A 17,836-nucleotide genomic window follows, 5' to 3' on the forward strand; every position below is an offset into this window, starting at 1 on the left:
ACTCAGTGAGGTGGCGTTTTTATTTGTATAATTATATTATCGCTTCATTGAGAAATGCGATTTAAACACTCTCTCCGCATTGGTTGCCGGATCGATAAACTTAACCGTGAACCAGTAATCGGTTGATGGCAATAGTTGACCATTACGAGTTCCATCCCATCCGTTTCCTGCCGGGGTAATTTGTTTTATCAATTTACCATAACGATCGAAGATATAAATCTCAGCACTTGGTTGATCTTGTAAATCCCAAATGTTCCATGTATCGTTATAACCGTCATTATTTGGTGTAAAGAAATGAGGATAACTAATTAAATACGTGTTCTGTGTTAAGTTGGTACAGTTGTAAATATCCGTTACATGTACTTGATGAGATCCTGGAGATACATTGCTAAATACATTCGACTCTTGGTATGCACCACCGTCTAATGAGTACAAGTAATCTCCTGTTCCTCCGGTAACTACAGCTGTAATGGTTCCCATATCTAAGAAAGCCTCGCTTGTAATCAAGTTCAAACTAACTCCAACATCATGACCTACTACCGTAGCCGTTGCTGGTTCCGATGTACATCCTGTTGTAATATTAGTTACTATTACACTGTATTCACCCAACTCGTCAGTCTCATCAACCAACACCGAACTTCCTCCAACAATTGGGTTTCCGTTCAAAGTCCAGTCGAATAAATAATTAGAGCTACTTAAACCTGTATTTAACACCACAGAAGTAAAGGCTACACCATTAGCATCAATACAAATCGTTCCGCCATTCAAAGTAACTACAGGAGCTGGGTCAACTCGTACAATATAATCAGTACTTGCTCCATCACATCCATTTAAAGTCGATTTAACTCGATAAGTCACATAACCTATCTGACCTGTAGAGTTAAATAGCTGCTGAACAATAGTATATGGTACTGTTCCAGTTCCGTTAGAATATCCTGTAACATTCTGAACATTAACCACTTCCCATTCAATGTCTGCACCAGCTATTGATGTTGGAGGCAAGTTGATTGAAATATTAGTAGATTCTCCACTACAAATTTGATAAATAGGTGTTGGAATTGGTTTCCCCGGTATTGGATTAACAGTGATTACACCAGTTTGTTGAGTTGCACCTGTACATCCATTTTTAACTGGAGTAATTTCAAACTGAATTGTTCCTACTGAAGTAGCACTAGTTGCAATCAAAACTAAATCAATATGTCCATTTGTGCTTGTTCCGCTTGTTGCTCCTCCTTGAACCTGAGCATCAGTAGCATTAATTACTTGCCAGTTAAATACAGTCCCTGTTGGTAATGCGTTAACTTCTATATGAACAGTTTCTCCAGTACACAAAGTGTCATCCTCTACAGTAACCGTAGAAATAACCGGAACAGGATTTATAATTACTGTTGTTGTTTTTTGTTCTCCTGGACAACCATTAATAGAATTAGATGTAATAATATAAGTTATACTTCCGCTTACTAAAGGATCTATCAACTGAACAGACTGATTAATAGTTGTTTCATCTCCATCCGTAGGATAAGACCCAGAAATATTACTTGATGAAGCATGCCAAGAGAATGTAGTTCCTGGAACCGTACTCGATAAGGCAATATTAACTGATGATCCATCACAAATGGTTGGGCTTGAATTAGTCATAGTAAACGAAGCTCCTTGGATTATCTGAATAGTCACAGGAGGCGGTGTCGTAGCACATTGTCCAGCATTTGGTGTAAAAGTATATGTACCAGTTGTTGTATTACTAAATGCCGGCGACCATGTTCCTACAATTCCTTCCAAAGAAGTTGTTGCTAGTGGAGATGGAGATACACCAGAACAATATGTTGTAGCAAAATTAAATGTTGGAGTTACAATTGGATTAACAGTTATAACACCATTAGTAATAGCTGTTGGACAACCTCCGGTAGTCGTTACCGTATAGTTGAAGGTTCCACTTGCTGTTGGTGTACCGCTAATGGTTACCATATTGGCTGCCCATGATCCCGTTACTCCTGCCGGTAAGCCGGAGAACGTTGCTCCTGTTGCGCCAGTTGTAGCCAACCTGATTGGCGTGATAGCCGTGTTGATACAAACCGTTTGGCTTGTTCCTGCTGCTATCGTGTTTTGTGGTGTAACCGTAATGGTTCCCGTTGTTACTGCCGGTGGACATCCGCCGGTAGTCGTTACCGTATAGTTGAAGGTTCCGCTTGCTGTTGGTGTACCACTGATGGTTACCGTATTGGCTGCCCATGATCCCGTTACGCCTGCCGGTAAGCCGGAGAACGTTGCTCCTGTTGCACCCGTTGTAGCCAACGTGATTGGCGTAATAGCCGTATTGATACAAACCGTTTGGCTTGTACCTGCTGCTATCGTGTTTTGTGGAGTAACCGTAATGGTTCCCGTGGTTGTAGCTGGTGGACATCCGCCGGTAGTCGTTACCGTATAGTTGAAGGTTCCGCTTGCTGTTGGTGTACCACTGATTGTTACCGTATTGGCTGCCCATGATCCCGTTACTCCTGCCGGTAAGCCCGAGAACGTTGCTCCTGTTGCACCCGTTGTAGCCAATGTGATTGGTGTGATAGCCGTATTGATACAAACCGTTTGGCTTGTGCCTGCTGCTATCGTGTTTTGTGGTGTAACCGTAATGGTTCCCGTTGTAGTAGCCGGTGGACATCCGCCGGTAGTCGTTACCGTATAGTTGAAGGTTCCACTTGCTGTTGGTGTACCACTAATGGTTACCGTATTGGCTGCCCATGATCCCGTTACTCCTGCCGGTAAGCCCGAGAACGTTGCTCCTGTTGCACCCGTTGTAGCCAACGTGATTGGCGTGATAGCCGTATTGATACAAACCGTTTGGCTTGTGCCTGCTGCTATCGTGTTTTGTGGTGTAACCGTAATGGTTCCCGTGGTTGTAGCCGGTGGACATCCGCCGGTAGTCGTTACCGTATAGTTGAACGTTCCACTTGCTGTTGGTGTACCACTGATGGTTACCGTATTGGCTGCCCATGATCCCGTTACGCCTGCCGGTAAGCCGGAGAACGTTGCTCCTGTTGCGCCCGTAGTAGCCAACGTGATTGGCGTGATAGCCGTGTTGATACAAACCGTTTGGCTTGTACCCGCTGCTATCGTGTTTTGTGGATTAATTGTAATTGTAAATGTTCTTGAAGAACCTTCACATCCCGATTTTGTTAAATTAACTGTAATTGTAGCAACGGTAGGTGTTGCAACTGCAGGCGCAACAAATGCAGGCAAAAACATTGTTGTTCCACTAGCCGGTAATCCAATAGCTGGATTACTGTTAGTCCAACTTACAGAATCATATGCATCAGTTGTTGTAAAATTGTATTGTCCAACATTTTGGCCAGAACAAATAGTTTGATTAGTATTATTATTAATAACTGGATTTGGACAACCACATGTAATTGTTTCATCAGCAACACAAACACTACCAACTCCAGACAATGTAAATGTTATTGGTTGACCATTAGTTAAAATATATATTGAACTTGGACTGTTTTGACTACCTGTAATTGTTGGACCTCCATTGATTGAATAACTATAATTAAAAGTAGTTATACCTGGCACATTCGACCAATCAACATATAATTCACCAGCATGTCCAGCAGAATTATATACACCACATTGTAAGTTCATACTTCCCCCAGCAGGGTTTGCAGTAAAGGTTCCTGAAGCACTTGCACTACTACAATTAGTTGTAGTATCAGTAATCACTACACTATAAGTACCAGCAACAGTTGTTGAAAAACTAGCAACATTTCCAGGATTGGTAGCTGCAGCTGGAACTGTCCAAACATAATTATATGTCCCAGCTGTACCTGGAGTAGCAGTCATTGTTACACTATTCCCTGAACAAGCAGAAGGACTATTTACAGAAACAGTTGGTAAAGGGTTATGAGTAACTGTTCCTGACGCGCTAGCACTTGAACAGTTTGTTGTTGTATTTGTAATTACTACTGAATAGCTACCAGCTGTTGTTGTTGTAAAACTAGCAACATTTCCTGGATTGGTAGCAGCAGCAGGAACTGTCCAAACATAATTATATGTCCCAGCTATACCTGGAGTCGCAGTAACCGTAGCTGTAGCTCCAGCACAAACAACTGGGCTATTAACCGTAACAGTAGGTATTGCATTTACAGTAATACTAGAGCTTGATTGACAACCATTTACATCTGTATATGTTATCGTTGTAGTACCTGAAGTAACACCAGTTACCAATCCAGTTCCACTAACTGTTGCCACACCAGTATTTGAAGACACCCAAGGATTAACGGCTGCTGCAGCATTCCCTGAACTCAATTGTACTGTTTGTCCAATACATACTGGTGCAACACCTGTAATTGTTGGCAAACTATTAATTGTTATTACTTGTGTTGTTTGACAACCATTACTATCTGTATATGTTATCGTTGAAGTACCTGAAGTAACTCCAGTTACTAATCCAGTTGCATTAACTGTTGCTACACCCGTATTACTAGAAGACCAAGGTGTAGTAGACGAGGGAGTCCCTGAACCTGACAATTGCGTCGTGTTTCCTTGACAAGCTGAGAATGTTCCTGTGATTGTTGGTGCTGCATTTACTGTTACTGAAACAGTGTCTTGACATCCATTTGAATTAGTATATGTAATATTTGCAGTTCCCGAAGCAACTCCTGTAACTAATCCAGTTACACTTACACTCGCTATAGAAGTATTATCAGAGGTCCAAGGTGATGTTGAGGCAGGTGTTCCATTACCTGAAAGTTGTGTTGTAAAACTTTCACAAACAGAAGTAGTCCCACTAATTATAGGTGTTGGAAGTAAAATTAAATTAAAACTTCCGAAAAGAACATCCGAAGCATTTGAATTATTAACTTTTCTATAATAGATTATTTGTCCTGCACTAACAAAATTTTGATCCTGACCAAGCGCAGTTCCCGGAGGAATTAAATCACTATTTAAAGTTGTTCCATCTGCACTAGATAATGTGGTATGATAGGTTATGGTGTAATCTGTTGCAGGCTGACCATTCAAAATTGGTGTATCCTGAAGTGTTAAATTAAACGATTCACTGCCATCATTCCCAATATCACATATACTCATATCGGAAACCTGACAACTTTGTGAGTTCAACTGAAATGATTGCACTTGAATACAACCCCAAATTAAATCTTCAACAGCTACCCAAATAGTTTGTGGCACCGTTGCTACTTGATAATTAGAAATATCACTAGTAATTAAATCTGTGTAAGTACCTTCTGCACTAGATTGCGAAGTATGATAGGTAAGCACATACAAGGATGGATCTAATCCATTCAATATATAATCTGTATTATCGCTAAAATCAAATACATATGGGTTCTGACCTACATCACACACTGTATAATCATGAGGTACATTTGTAGGAATATCAATTAAATCGACTGTAACATCATCTGTAACATCATAATTAACTGAAGGACTACAACTCGGATACGTTGCCGTAACTGTATAGGTTGTAGTTTGTGTTGGATTAACCGTTATATTTTGTCCAGTTCCAACTACTACATTACTATCGTCTCTCCAAACAAATGTTGGAGTAATAGCGGCACCATTAGGTGAAAAACGCCATGCTTCATTATTAGCAATCCAAGCCCCCCCAGATCCTGAAGCAACACAGTTTCTTCCAGGGGCAACTGTTCCTACGGTACCTGTACCATTTTGGACCCCAATTAAACCATTCCCTGGTGCTGTACTTGTCCAGGACATACATGGGACTCTACGTTTTACATATACGTCAATAATATTAGTTCCTTCATACAAAATCATTTGAGCGGTTTGAGCACCTACTGAAGGATCTGATGAACAACCATATTGTGCAACATCAGCAATATTAACTACAAAAACACGATTAGGGTACGTTCCTGTTGTGTAATAATTGATGTTAGGGTTTGCAAAAGCATTTGAAACGGCGGGATTTGTGTCCTGAAAAACGCCATTAATTGAATTTTTAAAGGGTGCATTTCCTGATGGTCCAGAATACGGTATTGGTCCTGACATAACCCATGTACTAAATGCACCAGGATTATATAAACCTCCAGCTACTAGGCCACTTATACTAAAAGTTATAGCTCCGTTTGTAGATACCAAACACTTTACATAGCTATTCCCGTAAAAACAAAAGTTAAAATCTTGAGGTGTCAAACCTTTTAAGTCTATTATCCCTGTCCATTGATCATCTATTGTTAGCTGTGTAGCAGCTCCATTAGTATATCCAAAAGGTGGATTAAAAGGAATTGAAGCTACATTATAACCTGTTGTTTGGTATGTTTGTGTGAATGTACATGACAAACTGGTTGCATCACCCGGGCTACATATTGGTGATGCGGAATTTGTTACAACACGTATAGGTGCTGGAGCTTGAGCATTCAAACCTAAAGAAAGTAAACTCAACAACAATACGTAAAAGTAATTATTCTTCATTACAAATAAATTTATCTTAAAATACAAAATTAATATTAATTAAAGTAATAATTAAACATTTACTCAATTATTGATAACACAAAAACCAAATAAAATGTTATTAATAAAAAAAGACCCCTTAAATAAGGGGTCTTTTTCATTGTTATCTACTATAAATTTAACGTTTCATTGAGAAATGCGATTTAAACACTCTCTCCGCATTGGTTGCCGGATCGATAAACTTAACCGTGAACCAGTAATCGGTTGATGGCAACGGTTGTCCGTTGTGTGTTCCATCCCATCCGTTTCCTGCCGGGGTAATTTGTTTTAACAACTTACCATAACGGTCGAAGATATAAATCTCTGCACTTGGTTGATCTTGTAAATCCCAAATGTTCCATGTATCGTTATATCCGTCATTGTTTGGCGTAAAGAAATGTGGATAATTAACCAAATATGTATTCTGTGTTAAGTTGGTACAGTTGTAAATATCCGTTACATGTACTTGATGCGGTCCTGGAGAAACATTGTTAAACACATTTGACTCTTGGTATGCACCACCGTCTAATGAGTACAAGTAATCTCCTGTTCCTCCGGTAACTACAGCTGTAATGGTTCCCATATCTAAGAAAGCTTCACTTGTAAACAAGTTCAAGCTAACTCCAACATCGTGACCCACTACCGTAGCCGTTGCTGGCTCCGATGTACATCCGGTTAGAATATTAGTTACTATAACACTGTATTCACCCAACTCGTCAGTCTCATCAACCAACACCGAGCTTCCTCCCACAATTGGGTTTCCATTCAAAGTCCAGTCGAATAAATAATCGGTATTACTCAATCCTGTATTCAACACCACTGAAGTAAAGGCTACTCCATTAGCATCAATACAAATCGTTCCGCCATTCAAAGTAACTATAGGAAGCGGATTCACTCGTACAATATAATCAGTACTTGCTCCTTCACATCCATTTAAAGTCGATTTAACTCGATAAGTCACATAACCTACCTGATTGGTTGAATTGAACAACTGTTGTACAATCACATATGGTACAGTTCCTGTTCCGTTAGAATATCCTGTAACATTCTGAACATTAACAACCTCCCATTCAATCTCTGCTCCTGTTAGAACAGGGAATGTATTTACACTAATATTGGTAGAATCTCCACTACAAATCTCATAGATTGGCGTAGGAATTGGTGTTCCTGGTACTGGATGAACTGTAATTACTCCTGTATCTACAGGTAATCCTGTACATCCATTTTTAATCGGAGTAATCTCAAACTGAATCGTTCCTGCTGAAGTTGCATTGGTTGCAATCAAAACTAAATCAATATGTCCATCCGAACTTGTTCCACTTGTTGCTCCACCTTGGACTTGAACATCAGTAGCATTAATTACCTGCCATGTAAATGTTGTTCCTGTCGGTAAAGCATTGGCTTCTATATGAACAGTCTCTCCCGTACATAAAGTATCGTCCTCAACAGTAACCGTAGAAATAACCGGTATTGGATTTACAATAACAGTAACTTGAACCGGAACTCCATCACAATTGTTGGCCGTTGGTAAAATACTATATGTAATTGAACCTGAAACCATCGGATCTACCAACTGAACAACGTCGTTGATATTAGCTTCGGTTCCACTCGAAGGATAACTTCCGTTTATATTACTCATCGTTGCCGACCAAGTAAAAGTAGTTGTTGAAATATTACTTCCTAAAACAAAATCCAAAGTACTTCCATCACAAACCGGTGTCGTAACTTGTGGAATTACTGTTGGTCTTGGAGCAATTTCAATACTTGTTGTTACCGGAACTGAAGAACAACCTCCACTTGCCGGAATAGTATAGGTTACAGTGTACGTTCCTGGAATACTTCCACTTGGCGTAACAGCTCCAGTTGTAGGATTTATACTTAATCCTGCAGGCGACGCACTATACACGCCTCCAGTATAAGCTCCAACTCCACTACTTAACGTAACAGATTGAGGTGATGACACCGCCACACAATATAAACTTGATGAATAGCTGATGGTAGCTGTTGGAACTGCTGTAATAACAACAGATGCCGTTACTGGTACTGCTGCACATCCTCCACTCGCTGGGATAGTATAGGTCACCACATAAGAACCAGCAGTACTCGTACTTGGCGTAATAGCTCCTGTTACAGGGTCTATTGTCAATCCTGCTGTTGAAGAGTAAGTTCCGCCTGTATACGCTGCTGTTCCTGTTAAGGTAACCGCCTGACCTGTAGTCAAGCTCATACAGTATGGCGAACCTGCATAATTGATAACTGCCGTAGGCACAGCAGTAACCGTAATGGTTCCTGTTGTAGTTGCCGGTGGACATCCGCCGGTAGTCGTTACCGTATAGTTGAAGGTTCCACTTGCTGTTGGTGTACCACTGATGGTTACCGTATTGGCTGCCCATGATCCCGTTACGCCTGCCGGTAAGCCCGAGAACGTTGCTCCAGTAGCTCCTGTGGTAGCCAAAGTGATTGGGGTAATAGCCGTGTTGATACAAACCGTTTGGCTTGTTCCTGCTGCTATCGTGTTTTGTGGGGTAACCGTAATGGTTCCCGTTGTTGTAGCCGGTGGACATCCTCCGGTAGTCGTTACCGTATAGTTGAACGTTCCGCTTGCTGTTGGTGTACCACTGATGGTTACCGTATTGGCTGCCCATGATCCTGTTACACCTGCCGGTAAGCCCGAGAACGTTGCTCCGGTTGCACCCGTTGTAGCCAAGGTGATTGGCGTGATAGCCGTGTTGATACAAACCGTTTGGCTTGTTCCTGCTGCTATCGTGTTTTGTGGAGTAACCGTAATGGTTCCCGTTGTAGTAGCCGGTGGACATCCTCCGGTAGTCGTTACCGTATAGTTGAACGTTCCGCTTGCTGTTGGTGTACCACTGATGGTTACCGTATTGGCTGCCCATGATCCCGTTACTCCTGCCGGTAAGCCGGAGAACGTTGCTCCTGTTGCACCCGTTGTAGCCAAAGTGATTGGGGTAATAGCCGTGTTGATACAAACCGTTTGGCTTGTTCCTGCTGCTATCGTGTTTTGTGGAGTAACCGTAATGGTTCCTGTTGTTGTAGCCGGTGGACATCCGCCGGTAGTCGTTACCGTATAGTTGAACGTTCCGCTTGCTGTTGGTGTACCACTGATGGTTACCGTATTGGCTGCCCATGATCCTGTTACTCCTGCCGGTAAGCCGGAGAACGTTGCTCCAGTAGCTCCTGTGGTAGCCAAAGTGATTGGGGTAATAGCCGTGTTGATACAAACCGTTTGGCTTGTACCTGCTGCTATCGTGTTTTGTGGTGTAACCGTAATGGTTCCCGTGGTTGTAGCCGGTGGACATCCGCCGGTAGTCGTTACCGTATAGTTGAACGTTCCACTTGCTGTTGGTGTACCACTGATGGTTACCGTATTGGCTGCCCATGACCCTGTTACTCCTGCCGGTAAGCCGGAGAACGTTGCTCCGGTTGCGCCCGTTGTAGCCAAAGTGATTGGGGTAATAGCCGTGTTGATACAAACCGTTTGGCTTGTACCCGCTGCTATCGTGTTTTGTGGAGTAACCGTAATGGTTCCTGTTGTTGTAGCCGGTGGACATCCGCCGGTAGTCGTTACCGTATAGTTGAACGTTCCGCTTGCTGTTGGTGTACCACTGATGGTTACCGTATTGGCTGCCCATGATCCTGTTACACCTGCCGGTAAGCCCGAGAACGTTGCTCCGGTTGCACCCGTTGTAGCCAAGGTGATTGGCGTGATAGCCGTGTTGATACAAACCGTTTGGCTTGTACCTGCTGCTATCGTGTTTTGTGGTGTAACCGTAATGGTTCCCGTTGTAGTAGCCGGTGGACATCCGCCGGTAGTCGTTACCGTATAGTTGAAGGTTCCACTTGCTGTTGGTGTACCACTGATGGTTACCGTATTGGCTGCCCATGACCCTGTTACTCCTGCCGGTAAGCCGGAGAACGTTGCTCCGGTTGCGCCAGTTGTAGCCAAAGTGATTGGGGTAATAGCCGTGTTGATACAAACCGTTTGGCTTGTACCTGCTGCTATCGTGTTTTGTGGAGTAACCGTAATGGTTCCTGTTGTTGTAGCCGGTGGACATCCGCCGGTAGTCGTTACCGTATAGTTGAACGTTCCGCTTGCTGTTGGTGTACCACTGATGGTTACCGTATTGGCTGCCCATGACCCTGTTACTCCTGCCGGTAAGCCCGAGAACGTTGCTCCTGTTGCACCCGTTGTAGCCAATGTGATTGTCGTGATAGCCGTGTTGATACAAACCGTTTGGCTTGTTCCTGCTGCTATCGTGTTTTGTGGTGTAACCGTAATGGTTCCCGTTGTAGTAGCCGGTGGACATCCTCCGGTAGTCGTTACCGTATAGTTGAAGGTTCCACTTGCTGTTGGTGTTCCACTGATGGTTACCGTATTAGCCGCCCATGATCCCGTTACGCCTGCCGGTAAGCCGGAGAACGTTGCTCCGGTTGCGCCCGTTGTAGCCAATGTGATTGGCGTGATAGCCGTGTTGATACAAACCGTTTGACTTGTTCCCGCTGCTATTGTGTTTTGTGGTCTTACAGTTATTGTACCGGTAGCTGTAGCATTAGGTACACAACCTCCAGAGGTTGTTACTGTATAGTTGAATGTACCGTTTGCAGTTGGCGTTCCACTAATTGTGTATACACCTGCAGAATAATTACCAGAAACTCCAGCAGGTAAACCAGTAACAGTTGCACCAGTTGCACTTCCAGTAACACTGTAAGTTATATTAGTAATAGCACTATTAATACATACTGTTTGATTAGTTGTAGCTGCAGCAGATGTTAAAGTAATAGCCGGTAATGGAATTATTGTAATATTAAATGTACTACTTCCTGCAGGTCCACAAGTAGTTGCAGGATAACTATACGTAATCGTATAAGTACCAGCTGTGCTTGCTGACAAATTAATCTCCCCTGTAGTAGCACTAACAAAAACCAATCCTGCTGTAGAAGAATAAGTACCTCCTGTGGTAAATCCTGCAACTCCTGTCGGTGTAGGATTAGTAGCATTTATACATACTGGAGTAGGATAACTAAAATCTGTGACTGGTGTCATAGAAGGATTTACAGTAATATTACCTGTATCCGTAGCGTCCGGAGCACAACCACCTGAAGTGGTTACTGTATAATTGAACGTACCGCTTACTGTTGGTGTTCCGCTGATAGTTAATACGCCTCCTAAATAATTTCCTGTTACTCCCGTAGGTAATCCTACAACAGCAGCTCCAGTAACATTACTAACATTATAAGTAATAGTAGTAATAGCTGTATTTTGACACACTGTTTGAGAAGTTGTTGCTGCAGCCGAAGTCAGTGCAATAGCCGATAGTGGATTAACCGTGATGGTTCCCGTGGTTGTAGCCGGTGGACATCCGCCGGTAGTCGTTACCGTATAGTTGAAGGTTCCACTTGCTGTTGGTGTACCACTGATGGTTACCGTATTGGCTGCCCATGATCCTGTTACTCCTGCCGGTAAGCCCGAGAACGTTGCTCCTGTTGCGCCAGTTGTAGCCAAAGTGATTGGCGTGATAGCCGTATTGATACAAACCGTTTGGCTTGTACCTGCTGCTATCGTGTTTTGTGGAGTAACCGTAATGGTTCCTGTGGTTGTAGCCGGTGGACATCCGCCGGTAGTCGTTACCGTATAGTTGAAGATTCCGCTTGCTGTTGGTGTACCACTGATGGTTACCGTATTGGCTGCCCATGATCCTGTTACACCTGCCGGTAAGCCCGAGAACGTTGCTCCAGTAGCTCCTGTGGTAGCCAAAGTGATTGGGGTAATAGCCGTGTTGATACAAACCGTTTGGCTTGTTCCTGCTGCTATCGTGTTTTGTGGGGTAACCGTAATGGTTCCCGTTGTTGTAGCCGGTGGACATCCGCCGGTAGTCGTTACCGTATAGTTGAACGTTCCGCTTGCTGTTGGTGTACCACTGATGGTTACCGTATTGGCTGCCCATGATCCTGTTACACCTGCCGGTAAGCCCGAGAACGTTGCTCCGGTTGCACCCGTTGTAGCCAAGGTGATTGGCGTGATAGCCGTGTTGATACAAACCGTTTGGCTTGTTCCTGCTGCTATCGTGTTTTGTGGAGTAACCGTAATGGTTCCCGTTGTAGTAGCCGGTGGACATCCTCCGGTAGTCGTTACCGTATAGTTGAACGTTCCGCTTGCTGTTGGTGTACCACTGATGGTTACCGTATTGGCTGCCCATGATCCCGTTACTCCTGCCGGTAAGCCGGAGAACGTTGCTCCGGTTGCGCCCGTTGTAGCCAAAGTGATTGGCGTGATAGCCGTATTGATACAAACCGTTTGGCTTGTGCCTGCTGCTATCGTGTTTTGTGGTGTAACCGTAATGGTTCCCGTGGTTGTAGCCGGTGGACATCCGCCGGTAGTCGTTACCGTATAGTTGAATGTACCTGATGCTGTTGGAGTACCGCTAATGGTTACCGTATTGGCTGCCCATGATCCCGTTACGCCTGCCGGTAAGCCCGAGAACGTTGCTCCTGTAGCGCCCGTTGTAGCCAAAGTGATTGGGGTAATAGCCGTGTTGATACAAACCGTTTGGCTTGTACCTGCTGCTATCGTGTTTTGTGGGGTAATAGTAATATTGAAAGTACTACTACCTAAAGCACCACATGCCGATGCAGGATAAGTGTAAGTAACCGTATAAGTTCCCGGTGTACTTGAACTAGGTGTTATTTCTCCTGTTGTTCCATTCAATGTTAATCCTACTGTAGAGGTATACGTTCCTCCAGTAGTAAACCCAGGAACCGGAACAGGCATTTGATTTGCAGCATCATAACATACTGGTGTGGTATAACTGAATCCTGTTACCGGTACAATCATGGAATTAACCGTAATAGTTCCTGTGGTAGTAGCCGGTGGACATCCGCCGGTAGTCGTTACCGTATAGTTAAAGGTTCCACTTGCTGTTGGTGTACCACTGATGGTTACCGTATTGGCTGCCCATGATCCTGTTACTCCTGCCGGTAAGCCCGAGAACGTTGCTCCAGTAGCTCCTGTGGTAGCCAAAGTGATTGGGGTAATAGCCGTGTTGATACAAACCGTTTGGCTTGTACCTGCTGCTATCGTGTTTTGTGGAGTAACCGTAATGGTTCCTGTTGTTGTAGCCGGTGGACATCCGCCGGTAGTCGTTACCGTATAGTTGAACGTTCCACTTGCTGTTGGTGTACCACTGATGGTTACCGTATTGGCTGCCCATGACCCTGTTACTCCTGCCGGTAAGCCCGAGAACGTTGCTCCTGTTGCACCCGTTGTAGCCAATGTGATTGGCGTGATAGCCGTGTTGATACAAACCGTTTGGCTTGTTCCTGCTGCTATCGTGTTTTGTGGTGTAACCGTAATGGTTCCCGTTGTAGTAGCCGGTGGACATCCTCCGGTAGTCGTTACCGTATAGTTGAAGGTTCCACTTGCTGTTGGTGTACCACTGATGGTTACCGTATTGGCTGCCCATGACCCTGTTACTCCTGCCGGTAAGCCCGAGAACGTTGCTCCTGTTGCACCCGTTGTAGCCAAAGTGATTGGGGTAATAGCCGTGTTGATACAAACCGTTTGGCTTGTACCTGCTGCTATCGTGTTTTGTGGAGTAACCGTAATGGTTCCTGTTGTTGTAGCCGGTGGACATCCGCCGGTAGTCGTTACCGTATAGTTGAACGTTCCGCTTGCTGTTGGTGTACCACTGATGGTTACCGTATTGGCTGCCCATGATCCTGTTACTCCTGCCGGTAAGCCCGAGAACGTTGCTCCTGTTGCACCCGTTGTAGCCAAGGTGATTGGCGTGATAGCCGTGTTGATACAAACCGTTTGGCTTGTTCCTGCTGCTATCGTGTTTTGTGGTGTAACCGTAATGGTTCCCGTTGTAGTAGCCGGTGGACATCCTCCGGTAGTCGTTACCGTATAGTTGAAGGTTCCACTTGCTGTTGGTGTACCACTGATGGTTACCGTATTGGCTGCCCATGACCCTGTTACTCCTGCCGGTAAGCCCGAGAACGTTGCTCCTGTTGCACCCGTTGTAGCCAATGTGATTGGCGTGATAGCCGTGTTGATACAAACCGTTTGGCTTGTGCCTGCTGCTATCGTGTTTTGTGGTGTAACCGTAATGGTTCCCGTGGTTGTAGCCGGTGGACATCCGCCGGTAGTCGTTACCGTATAGTTGAAGGTTCCACTTGCTGTTGGTGTACCGCTGATGGTTACCGTATTGGCTGCCCATGATCCTGTTACTCCTGCCGGTAAGCCGGAGAACGTTGCTCCGGTTGCGCCCGTTGTAGCCAAAGTGATTGGGGTAATAGCCGTGTTGATACAAACCGTTTGGCTTGTTCCTGCTGCTATCGTGTTTTGTGGGGTAACAACTACAGTACTTGATATTGCCAAACTTGTACTACATCCAGGAGGTGTATATGTATATCTTACACCATCAACCCAAACTATACCTCCAGTTCTAGTAATTACAATTGTATTTGTTGCAACAGTTGTTGTAACAGTTATATATTGAAGAACATCATTTGGACCAGCATTGAAAGTCCCTATCGAAGCAGTACCATCTGAAATTGAAACCGACCCTGCATTTGTATCTCTAGCAATACTAATTGTAATAACCGTTCCAGCAGGTACCGTATTAGGCAAGGTAATTGTTAATGTGGTGGTTGTACCATCAACAAAAGCACAGTTTGTTCCATTTGCAGCAGCACCAGAAGCAGATATTGTACCAGTAGCATTTGCAGGTGTGTTTCCACCAGAAGCAGATAATCCATAAGCAAGCACAGGCGTTCCTGCTGTAGCCACTAAAGTACCATTAAAAGTAGTGTTGGTTACAACTGATGGAATAGTAACTGTAGCAGTTCCAGCTCCACTTAAAGTAGTTGTAGTTGAAGCACCTCCATTAATATTATATGTAACAGTTGCGTTTGGAGTTCCTGTTAAATTAAAGACTGCATTTCCTCCAGAACATACAGGAGAAGTTGAAGTTACACTTGCGGTAGGGCCTGTACTAATTGTAACCGAAGTTGTCGCTACTGTCGAAACAGCACAACAAGCATTAGGTGCAATAGTATATGTTACCGTATATGTACCAGGTGTACTAGTCGAAGGAGTAATTTGTCCTGTAACTGGATTTATAGAAAGTCCAGCTGGAGCACTAAAAACACCTGTAGTATATGATCCCGTACCTGTAAGAGTCACATTTACAGCACCACTTGTACTACAAAATGGCGAACCTACATAAGATATAGATGCAGTTGGACAAGCTGCTGAAACATTAACCGTTGCGCTAGTTCTATATTGACAACCATATTCATCAGTTGCAGTAAAATTATATACATAAGAACCTGCAGTGTTAAAAGGTCCTACTGTAATATTATTTGTTAATTGATTTCCAACACAAGCACCTGCCGAAGGACATGCTGCTGGACCAGGATTATTAACAACAGTACTGGTCGTTGACTGAACTGGAACTGCAGGTGCACCTCCTGTAGCTGTCCAAGCAGCTGTTGATAAGTCCGGAGTAATCGTATCTATACCTCCATAACAAGATGCAGGGAAAACCAATGACCAACTGGTTATAATTCCATCATCACTCGATTGATCATCAGTGATACTTAGTGTCCAAACTCCATTTAAATCTGCTCCATTTAAAGCGGCAAATGAATTCTCAGAATTATATGTTAACGGCAAAGCATAAGTTCCGGCTTCACAAGCGCCTGACCATGCAGCACATGTAGCGGTTGTAGTGGTTGTTGATCCGGCAGAAAACCAGTTTACTCCACCAGAATTCACAACTGTATACGTTGCAGGACATCCTGGAACACCATCGGTAGCTGCATCAACACAGGTTCCAAAAAGTCCTAATGTAAAATTATTACCATCAAATACTGTAACTTGTTGACCTGTGGGAGAAATAAGTTTTATAATCAAATCCGCAGTAAATGAGTGCTCAATAGTAAATGATAATGTAGGATAACATCCGGACGAAACCGTTGAACTAGCAGGAAATAATCCAGAAAAATCTAATCCTGATGTATAACTTACACCTGATCCATCCGGTAAATTAATAGTCCCAGAAGTTACAGATGGTGGATTTTGATTTACAGTTTGAGATAAAACACTTCCATTCAATGTGGCCGTGTCCCCACAATTTATATTGAGCGTACTCGATGTACCAGCAAAACTAGGCCTTGGCGTTACCCTTATCAACCTTGAAGCATAATTAGTACTCTGACACCCTAATGGATCGGATGTTGTTATATTGTTTCTTACCTTTAATCTTACCAAATATATTCCACCCGTTGTTGGAAATGTATGAGATGTATTTGCAGTAGCTGTAACACTAGTAGTTCCATCTCCCCAGTCCCACTCATAACGCACTAAACTTCCAGCTGGAGTTGTTGATGCCGATCCACTAAAAGCAACATTTGTACTACCAGGATTTAAAGCTGTGCCCTGACAAATATTTACTGGCGTAGTAACCGTTAAGGCGGCTGTTGGTGGAACACAAGGTGTTATACAAGCAATTGTTGCACTCCAACCTGCATATGTCACAGAACTATCTGAAGTAAATCTAAAAGTTAGACATCCTCCAGGACTCGTTGATGTAACTGTAAAAGTTGTTAACGTTCCACAAAAAGTATCAGTTGCTGGTCCAGTTGTGGTTGTTCCGTGCCAAACTTCTAAATAATCATAACATGTACTACCAATAGATTCAGTAGAAAAAGAATTAAAAGTTACTGAAATTTTATCACCAGGCGTTGAAGGACAAAACGTTATTGTACTACTTTGACTGTTAGAGTAATTCGAATTACCTCCTCCATCTTTAAAAGTACCAGAACATGTTGATATTGTTCCATTTGCTCCATTAGCCATGTTATAAGTTTGGGAATACAACCCAAAACTGACCAGTAATAATACCCAAAAAAAGTATCTTTTTTTCATACCAACCTACTTAATTGTTTTTAATTTTTCTTTTAATTTTTGGTCTAATGCATAGATATACCAAAGCTCGTCTTCATTATAAATTGTCTTGACTTTTAAAGACAATGAACTGATATAACTAACTCCAGTAATATAGTAGGTATAATAATCGGGGGCTTGTTCTTTTAAATCTTCTAAAGAATTTTTGGGAATATCCTTCAAGATTTTAATTTCTTCTGGTTTATAAACTACTGTTTTACCATGAAGTTTAGGCGATAAATCGTAAAATTTAAATTTGGGCTTTAGCTTTGCCCCAGGTGGCAAATTATAATTATCCTGAGCATAGGTTGCATCAGCCAAAAGGAAAAAAAACAGACTAAGCATTAAATACAAGTGCTTCATAACAACTAACTTTTAAAATATTACGATTTGATTTAAACAAAAAAATCC

General features: G+C 43.1%; 3 protein-coding genes. All 3 read right to left on the reverse strand.

Annotated features, from left to right (window positions below; all coding sequences use genetic code 11):
- Positions 1-36: 36 nt before the first annotated feature.
- Positions 37-6,438 carry a T9SS type B sorting domain-containing protein gene (locus ACZ1JT_RS01485; protein WP_465094399.1) on the reverse strand — a complete coding sequence of 2,134 codons (6,402 nt, stop codon included), beginning with the start codon at positions 6,436-6,438 and terminating at the stop codon, positions 37-39.
- Between the two features lie 157 nt (positions 6,439-6,595).
- Positions 6,596-17,407 carry a T9SS type B sorting domain-containing protein gene (locus ACZ1JT_RS01490; protein WP_465094400.1) on the reverse strand — a complete coding sequence of 3,604 codons (10,812 nt, stop codon included), beginning with the start codon at positions 17,405-17,407 and terminating at the stop codon, positions 6,596-6,598.
- 6 nt (positions 17,408-17,413) lie between these two features.
- Positions 17,414-17,788: a hypothetical protein gene (locus ACZ1JT_RS01495; RefSeq protein WP_465094401.1), complete on the reverse strand. Its 375-nt coding sequence runs from the start codon at positions 17,786-17,788 to the stop codon at positions 17,414-17,416.
- Between the last annotated feature and the right edge of the window lie 48 nt (positions 17,789-17,836).

The sequence above is a fragment of the Flavobacterium sp. IC2-16 genome (assembly GCF_055521455.1).